Consider the following 21922-nt stretch of genomic DNA (forward strand, 5'->3'; position numbering starts at 1 on the left):
GCTACGGAAAAACAGGGGAAACCCCGTATTCCCGCCGCGCTCCGTCGGGAAAAAGCAAAGCCTGCTTACACGGGACTTGTCTTTTGGTGTGACAGGGCGTACGAAATGGCCGCAAGCCTGCGGCCTTTCTCCTACCCCCACAGGCCTTGCGGCGGACGGGACCCGACCCAGTCGCGCAGTTGATCGTGGGCGTGGGCCAGTTGCAGCACCGCCAGGTCGCCGCGCGGCGGCCCGATCAACTGCATGCCCATCGGCAGGCCGGCCGCGCCGAATCCCACCGGCACGCTGATCACCGGGCAGCCGGCCAGCGTCCAGGGCGTGACGGTTTCCATCCAGCGGTGGTAGGTGTCCATCGGCCGCCCCGCGATCTGCCTGGGCCAGTCGAGCTTGGCGTCGAACGGGAACACCTGCGCCGATGGCACCGCCAGGTAATCGACGTCCTCGAACATCCGCAGCACGGCCTGGTACCAGGCGCTGCGCTCCTCGGTGGCCTGGTAGACCTGCCGCGCCGTCATGCCGTCCAGCCCCTCGACTTCCCAGATCAGCGCCGGCTTGACCAGCTTGCGGGTTTCGGGGTTGCGCACCAGGTCGTGGTACTGGCCGCCCACCATCAAGTGCCGGTGCGCCAGCCAGATGCGCCACAGCCGCTCGCCGGCGAACGGCACGCGGTAGTCGTCGACCCGGCAGCCGGCCGCCTGCAGGTCGGCCAGCGCCTGCGCGCACAGGTCCAGGATGCCCGGCTCCATCGGCAGATAGCCGTCCCAGTCGCCCAGCCAGCCGATGCGCTTGCCGCGCAGGTCGGCGTCCAGCGGCTGCGCGAAAACGGCGGGATCGTCGCCCAGCGACAGCGGCGCGCGGGCGTCGTGGCCGGCGATCACCGACAGCATGCGGGCCACGTCGCGCGGCGTGCGGCCCATCGGGCCCTCGTACGACAGTTGCTTGAGGAACACTTCAGTGGACGGCCCGTTGGGCACGCGGCCCGCCGACGGCCGCATGCCGTAGACGTTGCAGAATGCCGCCGGATTGCGCAGCGAGCCGCCGAAGTCGCTGCCGTCGGCCACCGGCAGCATGCGCGCCGCCAGGGCCGCCGCCGCGCCGCCGCTGCTGCCGCCGGCGCTCTTGGTGGCATCGTAGGGATTGACGGTGGTGCCGTAGACGGGGTTGTAGGTGTGCGAACCCAGGCCGAACTCGGGCACGTTGCTGCGGCCGATGAAAATCGCGCCGGCCGCCCGCATCCGTTCGGCCAGGATGGAATCCTGCTGGCTCACCTGGTCCTTGTAGACCAGCGACCCCATCGACGTGACCATGCCGCGCACGGCGGTCAGGTCCTTGGGCGCCTGCGGCATGCCGTGCAGCCAGCCCAGCCACTGCCCGGCGGCCAGTTGCGCGTCGCGCTCGTCGGCTTCGCGCAGCAGTTCAGCGCGCTCGCGCCGCGCCACCAGCGCATTGAGCGCGGGGTTGACCGCATCGATATGGTCCAGGTAGGCCGCCATGACCTCGCGGCAGGATACCCGGCGCTGCCGGATCGCGTCCGACAGCGCATGCGCGGGCATGGCGACGATATCGTTCAGGCGGCCGGCGGCCGCAGGCGTGGCTGCATTCATGGTGTTGTCTCCGCTTTTTTTCTTGGCAGGCCGACGATACTACGCCAATGCCGTGGCGGCCGCGCGCGGGGGCGGCCGACGCCCGCCGGGCCCGGCCCCTGTCCTGGCCGCGTGCCCGGCGCGTCCGCGGCTGTCAGGCCGGCGGGCGGGCGAACACCAGCAGCGTCGACGTGGCCGACGCCAGCAGGCGGCCATCGGCGTCGGTCAGCTTGGCTTCGGCGTAGGCCACGCGCTGGCCGAACGACAGCACCCGGCCCTCGGCCCGCAGCCGGCCGCTGTGGCGCGTGATGGCCTTGTGATAGGCCACCTTCAGTTCCAGGGTGGTGTAGGCCTGCTCGGCCGACAGGCGCGAATGCACCGCGCAGCCGCAGGCCGAATCCAGCAAGGTCGCGGCATAGCCGCCGTGCACCGTGCCGATGGGGTTGTAGGCATGCGGGCCGGGCGTGCCGGCGAACACCGCCAGCCCTTCCTCGGCTTCGACGAAATCGAAATCCAGCGACACCAGGATGCCCGGCTTGCGCCCCGATGCCAGCAGCGCGCGCAATTGCGCCAGGCCGTCCAGGCCGGCGCCGGTCTGGTCGACCAGGCTGGGTTCGCGCCGCGCGGCGCGGTTGGCATCGGTGGACGGGGAAAAGGCGGTCGCGTCGCGGGCGGCGGCGTCCGCGCGGGTCGAATCGGAGGTCATGCGCAATGCTCCGGCAAAGGGAATGGGAAAGCCCGGGAATGGGGAAGCCCGCGGGCGGGGGTATTTATATGACAATCATCATATAGCATCCTTCCCCGCCCGCCGCTTCACCGCGCCTGCGCGTCCTTGCCGATCAGGTCGATCAGGCCGTCCGACAGCGTGCCACGCCAGCTCAGGTAGTCATGGCCGCCGGCCACCTCCTGGTGCGTGACGACATAGCCCTTGGCCCGCAGCACATCGCGCAGGTGGCGGTTGGTCTCGAAGATGCCCGGCTGGCCGGCGCGGCCCGTCTCGAACCGGCCCGCCACCAGGTAGAAGCGGATCGGCAGCTTGCGCACCGCCGCGTATTGGCGCGTCAGCCACTGGTCTTCGCCGCCAGGCTGGCCCCACCAGTAAGAGCCCGACTGGCTCAGCACGTTGCCGAACACTTCCGGGTGGCGCAGCGCGGCGTACGAGGACGCCAGGCCGCCATAGCTGGAGCCGCCGATCACCGTGCGCGCGGCCGGCGCGGCGATGCCCTGGCGCGCCGCCCAGGGCATCAATTCGCGCGCCAGGAACTCGGCGAAGTCCGGATTCGGCGGCAGTTCGACGCCACGGGATTCGGCGGTGGGGTTGGAGATCAGCAGCGCCGCCGTCGGCGGGATCACGCCGGCCGCGATCATGTTGTCGAGGATGGTCGGCGTGGGCACGCGGTTCAGGTACGGACCGGCGTCGAACAGCACCAGCACGTGATTGTCGGCCGCGCCGGGACGCCAGCCGGCCGGGCGATACAGCTGGATATCGCGGGTATTGCCGAGGATGGCGCTGGTGATCGACCGCGTCTGCACCTCGCCCGGCGTCACGCCGGCGCGCGGCGCCACCCAGGGTTCGGGCGCGGCGTCGGCCAGCTCCAGCACCGAGGCGTACTGGAAGGCGTCGATGCCGCGCGCCGGATAGGCCTTGGGGTTGAGCGGGTCGGCCTGCGCCGTCGCCAGGATGGCGCGCCGCCGCGCCGTGTCCGATGCGGGCAGTTCCGGCACGTCGGGCGCCAGCTTGTACGAAAGCCGCGTCGAGCGCGGCAGCACGAAGCTTGCGTACCAGACATCGGACGCACCCAGGCGGGCCAGCATGGTGTGGTCCTGCCCGGGACCGCCGAACAGCCGCACGTTGCGCTCGGCGCCGCGCCACATGAAAGTCACCCGGTCGCGCCCGGCGTCGACCGGCTCCACCAGCGGCGTGCCCTGCTCCGCGATCTCGCGCCAGAACGCGTCGGTATTGCCGCCTCGCGCCAGTTCGCGCGCCAGCGCCGCCAGGCGCGGGCTGTCGATGGCGGGCGCCGGCGCGCGCTGCGCCGCCAGCGGCACGCGTTCGTTCAACGTCCAGCGATAAGCGCCCTGCCCGCTGGCCCGCACGGTATAGCGGCCGTCGGCCGGCGCCACCAGCATCAGGCCGCCGGCCGGCCGCTCGGCATCGCTCAGGCGCCGCAGGTGGCGACCGTCGGCGTCCAGCAGGTCCAGCGTCACGCCAGGCGCGGCCTCCCACTGGCCGGCCACGAATTCGCCCTTGGCCAGGGCCAGCGGCGTATCCGCCGGCGTGCCGGAAGCCACCACGCCTTGCGCGCTTTGGGCCGACGCGGCGCCCGGCCCCGCCGCCAGCGCCAGGGCGAGCCAGCCGGCGCGCCACAGATTGTTTTTTCTGGAATGCATCTTGTTGTTCCCCGGGCGCATGCCGCCCGCGGCGCGCTGGCGCCGCTGCGCGGCCTGCGCGCGGTTTGAGGTTGTCGAAAACGAAATACGTATCATTATTGCTCGAAAGCGGCCCGCGCCATTGAACGGCCCCGCGCCGGGCGCGGGAATTGCCGCGCCGCCGGGGTCTCAATCGAACAGATGCCGCGCCAGATGGTCGACGAACACGCGCAGCTTGGGCGAGGGATGGCGGCTGGCCGGCCACAGCGCCCACATGGTGGCGTTGCCGCGCGTGCGTTCATCCATCACGGTCACCAGCCGGCCCGAAGCCAGCTCTTGCCTGATGGTGAAATCCGGCAGGCAGACGATGCCCAGGTCGCCCAGCGCCAGGAAGATGCGGGTCTCCACGCTGTTGCAGACCAGCGTCAGCGGCAGTTCGGGCGCAGGCGCGCCAGCCGCCGTCTTCAAGGGCCATTGCTCCAGCTTGCCCGTGCTGGGATAGCGGTAATGCAGGCAGCAATGGCGCTGCAGGTCGCTGGCGCGCCGCGGGGTTCCGTGGCGCGCCAGGTAATCGGGCGAGGCCGCCAGGATGCGGCGGAACTGCCCCAGGCGCCGGCGCTTCAGGCCCGAGTCCTGCATCTCGCCGGAACGCACCACGGCGTCGTAGCCCTCGCCGATCACGTCGACCATCCGGTCGGTGAAATCCAGGTCCAGCCGCACCTGCGGATACTGCTTCATGAACGTGGCGATGGCCGGCTCGAACAGGCGGCTGTAGCGCGGCAGGCTGACGCGCAGGCGGCCGCTGGGCGTGCCGGCGGCCTCGGACAGCTCCAGTTCGGCGGCCTCCACTTCGCACAGGATGCGGCGGCACCGCTCCAGGAACTTCTCGCCTTCGGGCGTCAGGGTGATGTGGCGCGTGCTGCGGTGGAACAGGCGCACTTTCAGGTGCGCCTCCATCCGCGCCACGCTCTTGCCCACCGCCGACGGCGACACGCCCAGGGTGCGCCCCGCCTCCGCGAAGCTGCGGGTGTCCGCCACCAGCACGAAAACACCGATACCGCTCAGGCTGTCCATGGCCGGATTCCTTCAGTACGGACTTCAATGTCCGGAATATCCGGAATCCTAGCCTATTTTTCTTTTATCCATGGCTGCCTATCCTGCCGGCATCGTGTTCCCCGGCGCCATGCCCGTCGGGAGCCGACGCCGTTTCCCCCCGTTGCCGGCCGACCCGGCCGCCCTCCTCGTTTGACGTGATCGACATGACTCGCCTGCCTCCTTCCCGCATGACCAACCGCTGGCTGCAATTGCTGGCCGCCTGCCTCACCGCGGTGCTCATTCCCCTGTGCTTCACCGGCCCCGCCGTGGTGCTGCCCGCCATCAGCCATGCGCTCGGCGGCACGCCGGTGCAATTGAACTGGATCCTCAACGGCTACATCCTGGCCTATGGCAGCGTCATCATGGTGTCCGGCAGCCTGACCGACCTGTACGGGCCGCGCCGCGTCTGGCTGGGCGGATTGGCGTGGTTCTGCGCCTTCACCTTTCCGATCGCCTGGGCGCCTTCGGCCGCCTGGATCGATTTCCTGCGGCTGATGCAGGGCGTGGGCGGCGCGGCGGCCTTCGCCGCCGCCATGTCGTCGCTGGCGCCGCTGTTCCACGGCGCGGCCCGGGCCCGCGCCTTCAGCCTGCTGGGCACCACCTTCGGCATCGGCCTGTCGTTCGGGCCCCTGGTGTCGGGCTGGCTGGTGCAGACGGCCGGCTGGCGCTGGGTCTTCCACGGCACCGGCCTGGTCGGCCTGCTCGGGCTGGCGCTGGTGGCCGCCAGCGTGCGCGCCACGGCCGGCGCGGCCAGCGGACGTTTCGACTGGCGCGGCGCGCTCAGCTTCACCGGCGCGCTGGGGTTGTTCACCTACGGCATGCTGCTGGCGCCCGAGAACGGCTGGCGCGACGCCGCCGTGGCCGGCTCGCTGCTGGCCAGCGCGCTGCTGGCCATCGCTTTCATCGCCACCGAGATGCGCGCATCGCATCCGATGCTGGACCTGTCGCTGTTTCGCAGCGCGCGCTTTGTCGGCGTGCAGGCCCTGGCCGCCTCGCCGGCGTTTCTGTTCATCGCCCTGATCGCCATCCTGCCCGGCCGCTTCATCGGCATCGACGGCCACAGCGCGTTGCGCGCCGGCCAGCTGATGATGGGCCTGGCCACGCCGCTGCTGGTGGTGCCGTTCCTGGCCGCGCTGCTGACGCGCCGCTTCAGCCCCGCCATCTTGTCCAGCATCGGCCTGGCGCTGGCCGCCGCCGGCCTGGCCTGGCTGGCCCGCGACCTGGGCGGCGACGCCGGCCGGCTATGGCTGCCGATGAGCCTGATCGGCATCGGCATCGGCCTGCCCTGGGGGTTGATGGACGCGATGGCGGTCAGCGTGGCGCCGCCCGAGCGCGTCGGCATGGCGACCGGCATCTTCAACACCGTGCGGGTATCGGCGGACGGCGTGGCCATCGCGGTCATCAGCGCCTTGCTGGCCACGCTGATCCATGCCCGCGTCGCCATCGACCAGCCGGACGCGGGCGCCCAGCTGCTGTTGCAGGCCGCCAACCGCGCGGCGCTGGGCCAGCTGGACGTCGCCGGCGCGTTGCTGCCCGGCGCGGGCGGACTGCTGCACCAGGCCTACGACGTGGCTTTCGGGCAGGTGCTGTACGCCCTGTCCGGATTCGCGCTGTTGCTGGCCGTGCTGGTCTACGCCTTGCTTGCCCGGCCCGAGGCGGCGCCCATGGCGCCGGCGCGGCCCCAGCCGCATTGAACGCCGATCGCGTGATCCGGACGCCGGCGCGCGCGGACCGGCAGCGGTTTGCGCCAGATCAATCCGCCCCTGCGCCGCCGCGCCCTACTATTCGCGCTGCCGATTCACGCCGCCAGGAGACCCATTTGTCCGAACCCGACATCTGCACCGAAGCCGAGATCCGCGATCTGGTGCATACGTTCTACGCCAAGGCGCGCGCCGACGCCGCGCTCGGGCCGGTGTTCGAATCCCAGGTGCACGATTGGGACGAGCACCTGGCGACGCTGTCGGACTTCTGGTCCGCGGTGCTGCTGGGCACGCGCCGCTTCACCGGCATGCCCATGCCCAAGCACGTGGCAATGCCGCACCTGAGCGCCGAACTGTTCGAGCGCTGGCTGGCGCTGTGGGGTGAAACCCTGGCGGCGCTGCCCAACCGCGCGCTGGCCGACGCCGCCGGTGAAATGGCCAAGCGCATGGCGCGCAGCCTGTGGTACGGCTACCAGCTCAGCCGCGATCCGAACCAGCCGCTGACGGAATTGCGTTCGGCCTGAAGCCACGGCCCCACGGCGCCGCCAGCGGGGCGTCTCCCGCGCCGCGTCCGGGTGGAAATCGGCGCGCGCTCAGTCCACCCGCCACCAGCTGGGCAGCAGGTTGCGCACCTTGGCGCGGCGATAGCGGTCGTCGATCAGGTGCACCGTGCCCACGTCGTGCTCGGTGCGGATCACGCGCCCGGCCGCCTGCACCACCTTCTGCATGCCCGGATAGAGATAGGTGTAGTCGTAGCCCTGCGCCTCGCCGTAGCGGCGCTCCATGGCGCGCTTGATGTTCTCGTTGATGGCATTCACCTGGGGCAGCCCGAGGGTGGCGATGAAAGCGCCGATCAGGCGCTTGCCCGGCAGGTCCACGCCCTCGGAGAAGGCGCCGCCCAGCACCGCGAACCCCACGCCCTGCCCGCTTTCGGTGAATCGCGCCAGGAAGGCGGCGCGGCCGCTTTCGTCCATGCCCGGCGTCTGCAGCCAGATCGGCACTTGCGGATGGCGTACCCGCATCAGCTCGGCCACCTGCCGCAGGTAGTCGAAGCTGCTCAGGAACCCCAGGTAGTTGCCGGGCCGACGCGCATACTGGTCCGCGATCAGGTCCGCGATCGGCGCCAGCGAACGCTCGCGGTCGCGATATCGGGTGGATACGTTGCCCACCACCTTCACCGCCAGCTGCTCGGCCTGGAACGGCGCGGCCACGTCGATCCAGGCCGCCTCGGGCGGCAGGCCCAGCGTGTCGCGGTAGAACTGCTGTGGGCTCAGGGTGCCCGAAAACAGCACCGTGGCATGCGCCGCCGCATGCCGCGCGGCCAGGTACGGCGCGGGCACCACGTTGCGCACGCACAGCGTCGACGGCGGCGTCCTGGCGCTCCATGCGCCGCCTTCGGCCCGCGTCACGTCGAACAACGCGTGCGGCCCGAACTGCTCGGCCAGGCGCATGAAATGCAAGGCCTCGAAGTAAAAGGCCAGCACCGGGTCGTCCTGGGCCAGCGGCGCCTCGCCGAGGTAGTCGGTGATGGCCGCCACCGCCTTCTGCACCGCCGCCAGCACGCCGGCCGGCGCCTCGTCGTAGGCCTGGTAGGCCTCGGCCTGCTTCTTGTTGAACGCCGTCCAGGAGCGCTGCAGCCCGTCCAGCGGCTTTTTCAGCGCCTTGGGCGCGGCCTGCCGCGCCGCCGCCAGTCCCAACTGGTTCAATTCCCCGGTGTACATGCGGCGCGCGCGATCGACCAGGTTGTGGGCCTCGTCCACCAGCACCGCCACCTTCCATTGGTGGGCCTGCGTCAAGGCGTACAGCATGGCGGTGGCGTCGTAGTAGTAGTTGTAGTCGCCCACCACCACGTCGCTCCAGCGGATCAGTTCCTGCGACAGGTAGTACGGGCATACCTGATGGGCGCGGGCGGCGGTGCGCACCGCCGGCGCGTCCAGCCGCCCCTGCGCCAGCGCCGCCTCGCGCGCCGCCGGCAGGCGATCGTAGAAGCCCTGCGCCAGCGGGCAGGATTCGCCATGGCAGGCCTTGTCCGGATGCTCGCAGGTCTTGTCGCGCGCCTGCAGGTCCAGCACCCGCAGCGCCGGTTGCGCGGGCTGGGCGTTCAGGGTGTCCAGCGCCGCCAGCGCCAGCCCGCGCCCCGAGCCCTTGGCCGCCAGGAAGAAGACCTTGTCCAGCCCGCTGCCCGGCGCGGCCTTGAGCAACGGAAACAGCGTGCCCAGCGTCTTGCCGATACCGGTGGGCGCCTGCGCCATCAGGCAGCGGCCGTCGCGCGCGCTGCGGTACACCGACACCGCCAGCTCGCGCTGGCCACTGCGGAAATCGCCATGGGGAAACGCCAGCCGTTCCAGCGCCGCGTCGCGCGCCTGGCGATGGGCCAGTTCGGTACGCGACCAGGCCAGGAAGCGATCGCATTGCTCATGGAAAAACGCCGCCAGCCACGCCGCGTCGCGGCTCTCGGACAGCACCGTCTCTTCTTCGGTCGCCACGTTGAAATACACCAGCGCCACGCGGACCTGCGCCAGGCCGCGCGCCGCGCACAACAGGTGGGCGTAGACCCGGGCCTGGGCCCAATGCGCGGCGCGATGGTTGTCGCGCACGCTGTCGAGCCGCCCCCGGTAGGTCTTGATCTCTTCGACCTGGTTGGCCACCGGGTCATAGCCGTCGGCGCGTCCGCGCACCAGCAGGTTCTCGTATTGGCCGGCCAGCGCCACTTCGGTCTCGTAGCCGGGGCCGCGCCGGCTCGTCACCGCCGTGTGGCCCGCCATGCCTTCCAGGCCGCTGGGCGCCGGCGTGAAACGCAGGTCCAGGTCGCCCGCGCGAGCCGTGAATTCGCACAACGCGCGCACCGCCACGGCGTAGGTCATGGCCGCGGCTCCCGCCAGCTGACGTGGCAGACCCGCACCGGCATGCCGTGCTCGGCGCAATACGCCAGCCAGCGGATCTGGTTGTCCTGCAGCTTGTCGCCTGGCCCCTTGATCTCGATGAGTTCGTAGCCCGGCGCCTGGGCCTGGAAGCGGATCAGGTCCGGCAGGCCCGAGCGGTTGGCCTTGACGTCGCGCAGCAGCCGCGTGAAGAACAGCTTCAGGTGGGCCGGCGGAAAGTGATCCAGCGCCCGCTGCAACAGCGATTCGTCGAGCGCGCCCCAGAACACGAAGGGGGACTGCACGCCCCGTTTGTCGGCATAGCGCAGGCGGATCGTGTCGCGATATTCGCCCGTATCCAATTGCGCCAGGCAGGCGGCGAACAGGGCCTGCCGCCGCGCATGGAAATCCGGCGCGTCGAGGTCGGCGGGCCCGCGCTGGAAGGGATGGAAAAAAGCCCCCGGCAAGGGCGCGAACACCGCCGGCCAGCACAACAGGCCGAACAGGGAATTGATCAACGTGTTTTCCACGTAGTGCACCGGCGCGTCGTCCCGGTGCAGGTGGTCGCGCGCGGCGAACTCCACCGGCATCGGCGCCGCGGGCCGGTCCAGTTCGAGGTCCAGCCGCGCCACCGGCGCCGCCGCGCGCCGCGCCGCGTGCTGTCCCAGCTTGCGGCGCAGCCGCGGCAGCATGCGCGCCAGCCGTTGGGACTCTTCTTCGCTTTCCGGCGCGGCCTCGGCGCGCAGGGCCAGCGCCAGGGCATCCTGGAAGCGCGCCATGCGCTCGTACACGCGGATACGGCGATGACGCGCGCCGGGATAGGCGCACAAGGCATACACCCGCTCGGCCGCCGCCCAGTCCTGCGCGCGTTCGCACGCTTGTCCCAATCGCAGCAATACCTTGGCGCGGCGCTTTTCCAGCCAGGGGTTGTCGCTGGCGCAGCCGGCCACCGCGCGCAACTGCGCGTCCACGTCCAGGCCTTCGTCCAAGGCCTGTCGGCACGCCTGCAAGGCCAGGTAGCGGTCGATGTCCTGGCGCGTCTGGAACGCGCGCGATGATGGTTCGAACGGCACCACCTCGTACTGGAACACGCCCAGGTCGGCCAGCACGAACTCCGACCAGTCCTGGTGCAGGTTGCCGAAGAACATCAGCCGGAACCGTTCGCACAGATCGGCGATGGCGACCCGCCAGGCCGCATCGGCGCCCACCGGGTCGGGCTGCGCGCGCGTCCCGGCGCGCCAGCGGGCATAGGGCTGGGCGTCGGGCTGGCAGGCGCGCAGCGCTTGCAGCAGGTCCACCTTGCGCGCCGCTCCCCGGCCCACGACACCCGCAAAGAGACGATCCAGTTCGGGCCGCGTATGCAGGCCGAACAGCTCATCGAGCGTCATCGGCGCGTCCGCGTCCAGCCAGCCCAGCGCCAGCAACGGCGCGGCGGCGTCCAGGGTGTTCGGGATTTCCTCGTACACCAGGCGGCTGGCGCGGAACCAGGGCCCGCGCCGCATCAGCATGCGCGTCAGCAAGGCCTGCGACGCCCGTGGCAAGGCCGCGAAATCGGCCATGAAAAGGCGTTCGCGTTCGTCCAGCAGATCCGCATAGCGCTCGCCGACCCACGCGAGCGCGCGCTGGAAATTGTGCAGGTAGTAGTAGCGGTGCGGGGGCAGCATCGGCCGGAGAGACAACTGGCTATTTATCCAGTAATCATAGCAGGCCGCCCGCCCCGCCGCCCGGCCTTATTCCTGTCCGTGGCGCACGATATGGAAGCCCTCGTCGTCCTGCGGCGCCACGAAATACGCGGTGATGGCGTCGTACTGGGCTTCGCTGGTGGAGAACGGATGCGTGCCCGACGCGTTGCGCGCGCGCAGCCGTGCCTTGCAGACCTCATCGGGCAGGTCGAGAAAATGCAGTTGATGGCGACAGCCCGCGGCCTGCGCGACCTGCCGCAGCCATGCGCGGCTTGCGCGCGTATTGGCCGGGAAATCCAGCACCACCGACAGCCCCGCCGCGACCACGGCGGCGATATGCCCGCCCATCGCGTCGCGCAGGCGGCCAGCGCAGCGGCCATAGTCGGCCACGCTGAGGATTTCGCCCGGATACAGGGCCGCCAACCACGCGTCCTCGCTGATCAGCAGGGTGTCCGGCCGCGACGCCAGGCGGGCCGCCAGGGTGGATTTGCCGGCGCCGATCTTGCCGCACAGAAAATGCAGCATCGGCGTGGAGGAAGGGGACAGGGAAGACGGGTTCGATTGCATGGCTTGCCTATGAGAAAACCAGCGGCGGGCCAACAAAAAACCCGCCTTTGGCGGGTTGATGCAGCGATGATCCGACGCGCGCTAACCCACCATGTTCCGAATGGTGGTAATAATCAGGGCGAACGAAAGCGACGGGCGGTTCATGCGTCGATCATGCGCGAGCCCGCCCGACCTGTCAAACCGATCGCGCCCCGACCGCTGCCGCGCCAGCGCCGTCGCGGCCGGGCGCGCCAAGGAATCCCGATGTCCGACCACCCCGTCACCCTGCGCCAGGCAACCGCCCGGGACGCCGACGCCATCGCCGCCATGCATGCGGCCAGTTGGGCCGCCACCTACCGCGGCCTGCTGCCCGACGGATTCCTGGACGCCGGACTGGCCGACGACCGCATGGTGCACTGGCAGGACAGGATGCGGGAATCCAACCTCGACGCCCGGGCCGTATTCATCGCCGAACAGGACGGGGAGCCGATCGGCTTCGTCTGCGTGCAGCAGGAACACGACCATCCCGGCGAAGTCCTGCTCGACAATCTGCACGTCCTGCCGCCCTACCAGGGCACCGGCGCCGGCAAGCTGATGGTGGCGCGCGCCGAGGCCTGGGCCCGCGCCCGTGGCGCCGCGCGCCTGTACCTTTACGCGCTGGAAGGCAATACCCGCGCCATCGCCTTCTATGAACGCCAGGGCTGGCAATACACCGGCAGCGAGATCGACCGCATCGGCGGCATCGAGGCGCGGGCGCGGCGCTATGTCCGGCCGCTCTAGCGCGGAAAGCCCGCGATCGGGAGTAAGGTTCAGGGTAGAAATCCCGATTGCCCCGGCATGCCACCGTGTGCCGCCAGCAGGAATCCGAACACCATGAAGACTTCTCGATCAGTGCTGCGCCCTCTCCTGGCCATGCTCGCTTGCGCGTCGATCACCGCCTGCGCCGACAACCCGCCGCGCCAGGCCACCGATCTCGACTACCGCAGCCGCCCCTCCCCCTCCATGCGGGGCGCGACCAGCTCGCCGGACCAGCGCTTGAGCATCCAGTCCGGCGAGGGGGAAAAGTTGAATCTGCCCTGGTTCATCCAGGATACGCAGGACTGGATCAACCGCAACTGAGCAGCCGCTGCGCGGCAACCGGCCACTCGCCCTCGCCCGCCGCCGGATCAAGCCGGCGGGCTGTCCCTCAACACGGCTTCGCCCGTGCGTGGATTCGTCAGGGTGACGTTTTCCAGCGCCTTGATCCGCCACCCGTCGCCCTGTCGCGTCAGCACGGCCAGAATCAGCGTGTCGACGACGTGGCGGCCCGCGGGATGCGCGGCACCGGCCGACAGGCGGCTCCAGAAATGGATGATCGCCGCCTCGCCGCCGATTGCGGTCACGTCGATCAACTCGTTGCGCAGCGTGGAATCGCGATAGATGGTCTGGTGGATCGGCGCGTGCAGCTTGACGATCTCATTGACGCCGCGCACGTAATGGCCAAAGCGATTCACGAACGTCGCATCCGCATGGAACAGCGTTCCAAGCGCTTGCATGTCGTGGTTGTTCCAGGCGGCTTCAAACGCGATGGGCGCGTCTTCGGGGCGTTCCAGTCCGGGCATAGGAATCCTTGATGGGGTTGGGGTCAGTGCTTGCCGATGCGGGGGCGTCATCCCACACCATAGTCGCTTTGACACCATTGTCCGCGCTTCTTGACGCGCAATTCCCGTTCGCATAGCATTTTAACCGATCGGTACAAAATAAACTATCGACATGGAATTCAACGGCAAGGCCGCCCTCGTCACCGGCGGCACGCGCGGCATCGGCGCGGCCATCGTCCGCGGCCTGGCGCAACGGGGCGCCGCGGTGGCCTTCACCTACGCCAGCTCGGACAGCGCCGCCAACGAACTGGCGCGTGAACTTGGCGCGAGCGGCGCGCGGGTCCTGGGCATCAAGGCGGACAGCCGCGATCCGGCCGCGGTCCGGGCGGCGGTGGACCATACCGCCCGGGAACTGGGCCGGCTGGACATTCTCGTCAACAGCGCCGGCGTGTTCCCTTCAGGCCCGATCGAGGACGCCACGCTGCAAGAGATCGACGACACCTTGGCGATCCACGCGCGCGCGGTCTTCGTGGCTTCGCAGGCGGCGCTGGCGCATATGGGTTCCGGCGGACGCATCATCTCCATCGGCTCGTGCTTCGCGCAGCGCGTGCCCTACGGCGGCGTGACGCTGTACGCGATGAGCAAATCCGCGCTGATCGGCTTCACCAAGGGACTCGCGCGCGAGGTGGGCGAGCGCGGCATCACGGTGAACATCGTCGATCCGGGCTCGACCGATACCGATATGAACCCGGCCGACGGGCCGGCGGCGTCCGCCGAACTGGCGCTCATGGCGGTCAAGCGCTATGCCCGGCCGGCGGAGATCGCGGCCGCGGTCGCCTATCTTGCGTCGGCCGAGAGCCAGTTCATCACCGGATCATCGCTCGCCATCGACGGCGGCTTCACGGCATAGGCCGGGCGCCGCACGCGGCTGGCCGCCACGGATACACTGACAATCAGAAAGAAGCGAGGCTTTCGATGGCTTGGGCACTCCTGGTTCTGGCAGGCCTGCTCGAAATCGTGTGGGCGCTGGCGCTCAAGCGGGCCGATGGGCTGACCCGGTTCTGGCCGAGCCTGATCGGTGTCAGTGTTGCCATGCTGAGCCTTGTGCTGCTTGGCCTGGCGCTCAGGCATCTGCCGGTCGGTACGGCGTATGCGGTCTGGGTGGGCATCGGCGCCTTCGGCGTGGCAGCCTTTGGAACATGGGTGCTCGGCGAAGCCATGTCACCGGCCAAGCTGCTTTGCCTGGCCTTGATCGGAATGGGTGTGGCGGGTCTGCGGATGGTTGAATCATGAATGCTGGCGACAGGAAAAAATCGGCGAAATCGGCTCCCGCGCCAAGGATCGGGCGCCCCCGGGCCTTCGACAGGGACAACGCCCTGCTCGCGGCCATGCGGACCTTCTGGACGCAAGGCTATGAAGGCACCTCGATCCAGGACCTGGTCGCCGCCATGGGGGTCAACAAACCCAGTCTCTATGCAACCTTCGGCTGCAAGGAAGAGATTTTCCGGGAAGCGGTCGAACTCTACGACCGCCTCGAGGGCCGCGCCACCTCGCACAGCCTGGCCAACGCCCCTACCGCGCGCGAGGCGGTCGAAACCATGCTGCGGGCGAACGCCCGGGCCTACGTCGTCCAGGACGGTCCGCGCGGTTGCATGATCGTGCTGTCATCGCTGCTGGGCGCTCCCGAGAACGAAAGCGTGCGCGCGTTTCTGGCAAGCAACCGATTGCATGGCGAAACGCTGCTGCGCGAGCGCCTTGCCCAAGGCATCGCGCAGGGCGACCTGACCGCCACGGCGGACATCGCGCAGCTTGCCGCCTTCTACACCACCGTTCTCGAAGGGCTGTCGATCCAGGCGCGCGACGGCGCCGGCGTGGACAAGCTCAACCAGATCATCGATGCCGCGATGCTCGCCTGGCCTGCCGGCTAGCGGCGGCAGGCCATCGCGGGCGCCGCGCAGACGACGGCTGCACGGCCATCCACGCCACAATCCGGCGCCCCCTGCCCGGCCTTGGGGCCGATAGGAGTCGAACACTTTCGACAGCCCCCCAAGAAAAATCCGCCCGGCAAAGCGGGCGGATCCGGGACCGCGCAGGCATGCGCCCGCTGGCAAAGCGCCTACCTCACCGGCGCCTTCGCCGCCCCCACGTCCTTGCGCACCTTTGCCACGTCGGACGCGCTGACTGCCGCGCCCTGGTTGCCCCAGCTGGCACGCACGAAGGTCACCACGTCGGCGACTTCCTTGTCCGTCAGGCGCCAGTCGAAGCCCGGCATCGCGTACGCGGTCGGCGCCGCCGTCGTGCCCGGCATCTGCGCGCCCTTGAGCACGATGTGGATCAGCGAGGCGGGATCGGCCGAATTCACGGTCGAACTCAGGGCCAGCTGCGGGAAGGTCTCCGCGTAGCCCTTGCCTGTGCTGCGGTGGCAGGCCGCGCAGTTGTTCAGGAACGTCATGGCGCCATCGCTGGTGTCCTTGCCGGTGCGCAGGGCCTGCGCCACGGTGTCGTTGTACGCGAGCGGCCTGGTGGCGTCCTTGTTCACCGGCGGCAGGCTCTTGAGATACACCGCGATGGCGTTGACGTCGGCGTCGCTCAGGTGCTGGGTGCTGTCCTGCACCACCTGCGCCATGCCGCCGAACGCGGCCGAATGGCCGTTGCGGCCGGATTTCAGGAAGGCGGCGATGTCTTCCTTGCTCCAGCTGCCCAGCCCGTCGGCCATGTCGCCGCGCAGGTTCTTGGCGAGCCAGCCCTCGACCACGCCGCCGGAAAGGAAGGCCGAGCCGTCGGCGTCGGTCAAGGCCTTTTCCTGCAGGGCGAAGCCGCGCGGCGTGTGGCAGGTGCTGCAATGGCCCAGGCCTTCGACCAGGTACTGGCCGCGCAGCAGCGCCTGCTTATCGGCGTCGTTGGCGGGCGTGGCGCTGACCGGGGCCGTGGCGACGTCCGGCGCGAACATCCAGCGCCACACGCCCAGCGGCCAGCGCATCGACAGCGGCCAGGTGATGTCGGTGTCCTTGTTGGCCTGCTTGACCGGCTCGACGCCGTGCATGAAGTAGGCGTACAGGGCCTTGACGTCATCCGGCGTGACCTTGGCGTAGGCGGTGTACGGCATCGCTGGATACAGCGAGTGGCCGTCCTTGGCCACGCCATGGCGCACGGCGCGGTCGAAGTCCTCCAGCGTGTAGTTGCCGATGCCCGTGTCCTTGTCGGGCGTGATGTTGGTGGAATAGATCGTGCCCAGCGGCGACTCGATGCCCAGGCCGCCGGCGAAGGGCTTGCCGTCCTTGGCGGTATGGCAGGCGATGCAGTCGCCGGCGCGCGACAGGTACTCGCCCTGCTTGATCAACTGGGCATCGGCCGCGGCCGGGGTGCCGTCGGCGGCCCAGGCGCTGCCCGCGGCCAGGACGGAGAGCGCGGCAACAATGGCTTTCTTCATCATTGTCGACTCCTTACGCCTGGACCAGCGGACCGGGATTCTTCAGGTACTGGTCGCGGATCGCTTGCGCGGACCAGAACGCCAGGGCGCCCACCAGGCCGGTCGGGTTGTAGCCCATGTTCTGCGGAAAGGCGCAGGCCCCCATCACGAACACGTTGGGCACGTCCCAGCTTTGCAGGTACTTGTTGACCACGCTTTCCCTGGGGTTGGAGCCCATGATGGCGCCGCCCGTGTTGTGCGTGCTCTGGTAGACGCGGGTGTCGTAGCGCGCGCCCTTCTTGCGCACGGCGACGAAGTGCTTCTCGGGTTTCATGGCCTTGGCCACTTCCTCCATCTTGTTGCCCATGTGGCCGAGCATGTCGAATTCGTTGTCGTGCCAGTCGAACGTCATGCGCAGCAGCGGCTGGCCGAAGCTGTCCTTGTAGGTCGGGTCCAGCGACAGGTAGGCGTCGCGGTACGACATCACCGAGCCGGAAATGCCGATGGTCATGAAGCGCTGGTAGGCGTCCTGCACGCCGGCCTTCCAGGCCGTGCCCCAGGTGGGCGTGCCCGGCGTGGTGGGCGTCATCTTGATGGGACGGCCACCGTAGCGCACGTGGCGGATGCTGGCCCCGCCAAGAAAGCCGAGCGGGCCGTGGTCGAACTGGTCGCCGTTCAGATCGTCCATGCCGACGCCGCCGGCGCCGGTGCCCACGAACGGGTTGAGCTGGGTGCCCTTGGGCAGCAGCACGTTGACCGCGCCGTTCATCTGGTAGGCGTAGTTCTTGCCGACCACGCCTTCGTTGGTCTTGGGATCGTAGGGCTTGCCGATGCCGGACAGCAGCAGCAGGCGCACGTTGTGCATCTGGTAGGCCGACAGGATCACCAGGTCGGCGGGCTGTTCGACCTCGCGGCCCTGGGCGTCGATGTAGGTCACGCCGACCGCCTTCTTGCCGGTCGAATCGAGGTTGACCTTGATGACGTGCGAATGGGTGCGCAGTTCGAAATTGGGCTTTTTCAGCAGCACCGGCAGGATGGTCGTCTGCGGCGAGGCCTTCGAATACATGTAGCAGCCGTAGTTCTCGCAGAACCCGCAGAAATTACAGGGGCCCAGGCGCACGCCGTACGGGTTGGTGTAGGGCCCCGACGCGTTGGCCGCGGGCGCCGGATACGGATGGAAGCCCACTTCGCGCGCGGCCTTGTCGAACAGCTGGGCGCCGTAGGTGGTGGCCAAGGGCGGCAGCGGGAATTCCTTGCTGCGCTTGCCTTCCAGCGGGTTGCCGCCCTCGACGATCTGGCCGTTGAGGTTGCCGGCCTTGCCCGAGGTGCCGCAGACGTATTCGAACTTGGTGAAGTACGGTTCCAGCTCGTCGTAGGTAACGCCGAAGTCCTGGATGGTCATGCCCTCGGGGATGAAACTCTTGCCGTAGCGCGTTTCGTAGCGGGTGCGCAGTTCCAGTTCCTCGGGCAGCACGCGGTAGTGCATGCCGTTCCAGTGAAAGCCCGCGCCGCCCACGCCGGTGCCCAGGAGGAACGAGCCATTCTGGCGGTACGGCACGGCCACGTCGTCGACGCCATGCCGTATCGTCACGGTCTCCTTGGACAGGTCCTGGAACAGCTTGCCGCGCACGGAGTACGCCAGCTCGTCGAGCACCTTGGGATATTCCGCCTCCTTGGGCGTGTCCTGCATGGCGCCGCGTTCCAGCGCCAGCACGTGCAGGCCGGCCTCGGTCAGTTCCTGGCCCATGATGGCGCCGGTCCAGCCAAAGCCCACCAGCACCGCATCCACTTTGTCTTTCTTGATCGCCATCGCTTACCCCTTTTCCCCGGAGATCGACACGGGCCCGTAGGGATACTTGACGTTGGGCTGGTCGGCCCAGTCCATGTAGTCGCCGCGCGCGCCCGGGAAACCCACCATCTTCCAGCCCACCATGTTCTTGTTGCCGCCGTACATCGGGTCGGCGAAGAAGCCTTCCTTGGTGTTGGCCAGCAGGAAGCTGAAGAAGGTCCTGGCGGGAACGGTATCGAACTCGATCTTGCCGGCCTGCAGGTCCTTCAGGATCTGTTCCTGCATCGGCTTGTCCAGTTCGGCGTAGCGCTTGCCGTGGGTCTTCGTGCACCAGGCGTCACAGGCCTCGATGCCGTGGCGGTAGACCTCGCGCGGGTTCTGGTTCAGCTGGTAGCCCAGTTCCGGCGCCACGTCGGGATGGAACGGCCCCTGCATGTACCAGAGCTTGCCGTGGCCGTAAGGCGTCTCCATCTGGCGGTCGATGAACTCGGGCACGCCGGCCTCGATCGCGCCGGGGCCGTACTGGTCCGCGGGGATCAGGTGATCGACCGCGGCCACGATGAAGTCCCATTCGGGCTTGGTGAAGTAGGTGGGCTCGTAGGCCTTGGCCGCGCGCGCCGCGCCGCCGTCGGCGGCGTTGGTACAGCCCGTGGCGGCCACGCCCACCGCCAGTGTCGAGGCCGGCACGATGGCCAACGCCTGCAGAAACCGCCTGCGCGGCTTTGCGTCTTGTGTCATAGACATCTCCGTGAGAATTCCAAGTTGTCCTGGCACAGCCGAACATGAACCCCTGGAAACACGAACTGCCGGGCCGCGCCCTGGTGACAACGCGCTCTTCTTGGTGACAGAAAAGCAGACCCGTCCTACAAAGGGACGGGCCCTCATTATGCGCTTTTCAGCCCATCTGATCTGCTCCAAAGACCATATCAGATCGATTTTCTTGACTTGGGATTTACTTTTGCATTAAGGACACTGTCAGACGAATTCAGGACTGCCCTGCATCTGTATAGTGCGCAGTCAACCTGCGGCCACGGGGGGCCCCGCCCGGTCCAATAACAAACGTTACTCATGGAAACGATTCGATGACGGAAAAGAGCAAAACCTGGCGCAGCTCGACCACCACCCACAGCTGGTCGATGTCGGGCGGCACGTCGGCCGACGCGGGCGACGCCATGGACGCATTGCGCCACGCTGGCAACGGCGCCCGGACGCGAGTCAGCGAGCAATGGAGTTACGTCGGCGATGATGCCGACGGCCCCTACCGGGTCGAAATCAAGGACGGCGTGGTCACGCTGAACGGCCGTCGCTACGACAGTCTGGACGCGGTGCCACAGGCCGACCGGGAACGCATCGAAGCCCTGCGCACCGGGCTGAACGACAGCGGCCTGTGGGACGCGCTACGGGATGCCGGCGTGGACATCGGCGGCTTGGCGGGAACGGGGGCGCCAAGACCGGCCGACAAGCCGGCATTCATCATGGAAACGGATATTCCGGATGTGCGCAGCGCGGCGCCCGCCAACGGGCCCGCCCCGCACGCCTTGGATGCGCCCGCTCCCGGCGCGGTGCCGCGCGGCGCTGGCGGGCTGCGCCGCATCGTGTTGGTCGCCGTGGCGGTGGGACTGGCGTGGTGGATACTGCGCGTGACGGGCGCGGCCTAGCGCGGCGCTTGCCAGAGGCACTGATGGCCACGTCCACGACCGCGTCGACGCCACGCGCGCCCGCGATATCTGCCAGGCCGGAACGCGCCGACAGCCCCTGACGCCGCCCGCGCTTCAGTGGGCGCGGTGGCGTTGGGCGATCAGCCACGCGCCTGCCCCCAACAGCGCCGCCACGCCGAACGCCACCGCCATTCCCCGTGCGACTGCGGCCGGCGCGGCGGTCGACAGGTCCGGCGCGCCCGTGCCCAGGGCAAACACCGCTCCCATGAGCGAGGCCCCCGTGACCAGCCCCAGGTTGCGCGACAGGTTCAGCATGCCCGCCACCAACCCGCGTTGGCCGGCGTCGATGGCGCCCATGATGGCGGTATTGTTGGCCGCCTGGAACAGCGCATAGCCCGCGGTCAGCAGGACGATGGGCGCGATATACCCCGCCAGTCCCAACGAGGTGGGCGCCGCCGCCAGCAGCGCCGCGCCCAACGCAAGCGCCGCCAGGCCCGCGCGCGCCACGCGTCCCGCGCCACGACGGTCGACCAGGCGTCCCGCCGGCACGCCGCTCAGTGCGCTCACCAGCGGTCCGGCCGACATCGCCAGCCCGGTTGCGGCCGCATCCAGTCCCAGCGCTCGCGCCAGGTAGAACGGCCCCACCACCAGGGTGGCCATCATCACCGTGGAGACCAGCGCGTTCGTCGCCAATCCCGCCGCCAGGCCCGGCTGGCGCAACAACGCCGGACGCAGCAGCGGCGCCGCCGCGCGCGCCTCGACCCGCAGGAACAGCCATGCGCCCAGCGCGGCGGCCAGCAGCAGGCCGGCATTGAACGCGCCGAAGTGACCCCGCCCCGGCGTCATGGCCAACGCATAGGCCGCCAGCGCCATCGCCAGCACTACCGTGCCGGTGAGGTCGAAGCGCGCGGCGCGGCCCCCGCGTGGCGGATCGGCCGGCAGGCAGCGATAGGCCAGCGCCAGCGCCGCCAGACCGAGCGGCGCGTTCACCAGGAAAATCGCGCGCCAGCCAGGCCCGGCGATCAAGGCGCCGCCCAACGTCGGCCCCAGCGCCGTGCCCACCGCCGACATCGTGCCCAGCAGTCCCATGGCGCTGCCTGTTCGATTCCTGGGCGCCAGATCGCTCACGAACGCCATGGTCAACGCCATCATGAGCGCCGCGCCCACGCCCTGCGCTGCGCGCGCCGCCACCAGTTGACCGAGCGTGGCGGCCAGGCCACAGCCGGCCGATGCCAGCACGAACACCACGATCCCGCCCAGCAGCAGCCGTCGCCGGCCCGCAATGTCGCCCAGGCGGCCCGCGCCCACCACGCAGGAAGTGATCGCCAGGAGATAGGCCAGCACAATCCATTGCACCTGCGCGAACGGAGCGTCCCACGCGCGGGCCAGCGTCGGCAGGGCGACATTGGCACTGCTGGTACCCAGCGAGGACAGCAGCATCGACAGCGCCAGGCCGGCCAGGCCCCAGGCGGCGCGCTGGCCGGCGGCCGCGGCCGGCGCCGAATTCGAAAGAACTTGAGACATGGAGATCCGTGAAAGAAAAACGCGGGGCGACGCGGTCGGCGCCCTGCGCCCCAAGGCGCAGCGGCGGCCCGATCCTGCCCCGATTGCCGCCAGCGTATGCCGGCATCGACCATGGCGGAAGGCGC

The 21922-nt window shown here is 69.3% G+C and carries 20 protein-coding genes; 8 read left to right on the top strand and 12 right to left on the bottom strand.

Annotation, left to right across the window (positions count from 1 at the left end):
- Positions 1-131 precede the first annotated feature (131 nt).
- The 4 genes from AT699_RS16460 to AT699_RS16475 form a co-directional block, all read right to left on the bottom strand.
- Positions 132-1604 (bottom strand): amidase, encoded by a 1473-nt coding sequence (locus AT699_RS16460; RefSeq protein ID WP_024069158.1) that lies wholly within the window; start codon positions 1602-1604, stop codon positions 132-134.
- A 133-nt stretch (positions 1605-1737) separates the two neighbouring features.
- Positions 1738-2289: a PaaI family thioesterase gene (locus AT699_RS16465; protein ID WP_024069159.1), complete on the bottom strand. Its 552-nt coding sequence runs from the start codon at positions 2287-2289 to the stop codon at positions 1738-1740.
- A gap of 107 nt (positions 2290-2396) precedes the next feature.
- Positions 2397-3974 (bottom strand): alpha/beta hydrolase-fold protein, encoded by a 1578-nt coding sequence (locus tag AT699_RS16470; RefSeq protein WP_058207602.1) that lies wholly within the window; start codon positions 3972-3974, stop codon positions 2397-2399.
- Between the two features lie 168 nt (positions 3975-4142).
- Positions 4143-5027 (bottom strand): LysR family transcriptional regulator, encoded by an 885-nt coding sequence (locus tag AT699_RS16475; protein WP_020928095.1) that lies wholly within the window; start codon positions 5025-5027, stop codon positions 4143-4145.
- A 185-nt stretch (positions 5028-5212) separates the two neighbouring features.
- Here AT699_RS16475 and AT699_RS16480 point away from each other — a divergent pair, with 185 nt between their 5' ends.
- Complete coding sequence (locus AT699_RS16480; protein ID WP_054447861.1) at positions 5213-6742, top strand: MFS transporter; 1530 nt, start codon at positions 5213-5215, stop codon at positions 6740-6742.
- Between the two features lie 125 nt (positions 6743-6867).
- Positions 6868-7272, top strand: coding sequence for a group III truncated hemoglobin (locus tag AT699_RS16485; RefSeq protein ID WP_006384516.1), 405 nt, complete (start codon positions 6868-6870; stop codon positions 7270-7272).
- A gap of 69 nt (positions 7273-7341) precedes the next feature.
- Here AT699_RS16485 and AT699_RS16490 read toward each other — a convergent pair whose 3' ends face one another.
- From AT699_RS16490 to AT699_RS16500, 3 genes are all read right to left on the bottom strand, one after another.
- Complete coding sequence (locus AT699_RS16490) at positions 7342-9612, bottom strand: helicase C-terminal domain-containing protein (RefSeq protein WP_024069162.1); 2271 nt, start codon at positions 9610-9612, stop codon at positions 7342-7344.
- Positions 9609-11273 carry a VRR-NUC domain-containing protein gene (locus AT699_RS16495; protein WP_024069163.1) on the bottom strand — a complete coding sequence of 555 codons (1665 nt, stop codon included), beginning with the start codon at positions 11271-11273 and terminating at the stop codon, positions 9609-9611. Before AT699_RS16495 ends, AT699_RS16490 begins: the two co-directional genes overlap by 4 nt.
- Before the next feature lie 66 nt (positions 11274-11339).
- A complete protein-coding gene (locus tag AT699_RS16500) occupies positions 11340-11858 on the bottom strand; it encodes an AAA family ATPase (protein WP_024069164.1) in 519 nt (172 codons plus the stop codon).
- Positions 11859-12101: 243 nt separating this feature from the next.
- On the opposite strand from AT699_RS16500, the gene AT699_RS16505 reads away from it, so the two are divergent.
- A complete protein-coding gene (locus AT699_RS16505) occupies positions 12102-12617 on the top strand; it encodes a GNAT family N-acetyltransferase (RefSeq protein ID WP_024069165.1) in 516 nt (171 codons plus the stop codon).
- Positions 12618-12710: 93 nt separating this feature from the next.
- Positions 12711-12956, top strand: a complete 246-nt coding sequence (locus tag AT699_RS16510; protein ID WP_006384442.1) for a hypothetical protein — start codon at positions 12711-12713, stop codon at positions 12954-12956.
- Positions 12957-13003: 47 nt separating this feature from the next.
- Here AT699_RS16510 and AT699_RS16515 read toward each other — a convergent pair whose 3' ends face one another.
- Positions 13004-13438, bottom strand: coding sequence for a YybH family protein (locus AT699_RS16515; RefSeq protein WP_024069166.1), 435 nt, complete (start codon positions 13436-13438; stop codon positions 13004-13006).
- Positions 13439-13589: 151 nt separating this feature from the next.
- Here AT699_RS16515 and AT699_RS16520 point away from each other — a divergent pair, with 151 nt between their 5' ends.
- The 3 genes from AT699_RS16520 (at position 13590) to AT699_RS16530 (ending at position 15345) form a co-directional block, all read left to right on the top strand.
- Positions 13590-14327, top strand: coding sequence for an SDR family oxidoreductase (locus AT699_RS16520; protein WP_024069167.1), 738 nt, complete (start codon positions 13590-13592; stop codon positions 14325-14327).
- Positions 14328-14392: 65 nt separating this feature from the next.
- A complete protein-coding gene (locus AT699_RS16525; protein ID WP_024069168.1) occupies positions 14393-14710 on the top strand; it encodes a DMT family transporter in 318 nt (105 codons plus the stop codon).
- Positions 14707-15345 carry a TetR/AcrR family transcriptional regulator gene (locus tag AT699_RS16530; protein WP_054443981.1) on the top strand — a complete coding sequence of 213 codons (639 nt, stop codon included), beginning with the start codon at positions 14707-14709 and terminating at the stop codon, positions 15343-15345. Before AT699_RS16525 ends, AT699_RS16530 begins: the two co-directional genes overlap by 4 nt.
- Before the next feature lie 188 nt (positions 15346-15533).
- Here AT699_RS16530 and AT699_RS16535 read toward each other — a convergent pair whose 3' ends face one another.
- The 3 genes from AT699_RS16535 to AT699_RS16545 are packed head-to-tail and all read right to left on the bottom strand — an operon-like array spanning position 15534 to position 19353.
- Positions 15534-16850 (bottom strand): c-type cytochrome, encoded by a 1317-nt coding sequence (locus tag AT699_RS16535; RefSeq protein WP_020928104.1) that lies wholly within the window; start codon positions 16848-16850, stop codon positions 15534-15536.
- Positions 16851-16860: 10 nt separating this feature from the next.
- Positions 16861-18636 (bottom strand): GMC family oxidoreductase, encoded by a 1776-nt coding sequence (locus AT699_RS16540; RefSeq protein WP_006384437.1) that lies wholly within the window; start codon positions 18634-18636, stop codon positions 16861-16863.
- A 3-nt stretch (positions 18637-18639) separates the two neighbouring features.
- Positions 18640-19353: a gluconate 2-dehydrogenase subunit 3 family protein gene (locus AT699_RS16545; RefSeq protein ID WP_024069170.1), complete on the bottom strand. Its 714-nt coding sequence runs from the start codon at positions 19351-19353 to the stop codon at positions 18640-18642.
- A gap of 344 nt (positions 19354-19697) precedes the next feature.
- On the opposite strand from AT699_RS16545, the gene AT699_RS16550 reads away from it, so the two are divergent.
- Positions 19698-20273, top strand: a complete 576-nt coding sequence (locus AT699_RS16550) for a hypothetical protein (RefSeq protein ID WP_024069171.1) — start codon at positions 19698-19700, stop codon at positions 20271-20273.
- 114 nt (positions 20274-20387) lie between these two features.
- Here the strand turns inward: AT699_RS16550 and AT699_RS16555 are convergent, their stop codons facing one another.
- Positions 20388-21797, bottom strand: coding sequence for an MFS transporter (locus tag AT699_RS16555; RefSeq protein WP_024069172.1), 1410 nt, complete (start codon positions 21795-21797; stop codon positions 20388-20390).
- Between the last annotated feature and the right edge of the window lie 125 nt (positions 21798-21922).

The sequence above is a fragment of the Achromobacter xylosoxidans genome (genome assembly GCF_001457475.1).
GTDB lineage: Bacteria > Pseudomonadota > Gammaproteobacteria > Burkholderiales > Burkholderiaceae_B > Achromobacter > Achromobacter xylosoxidans.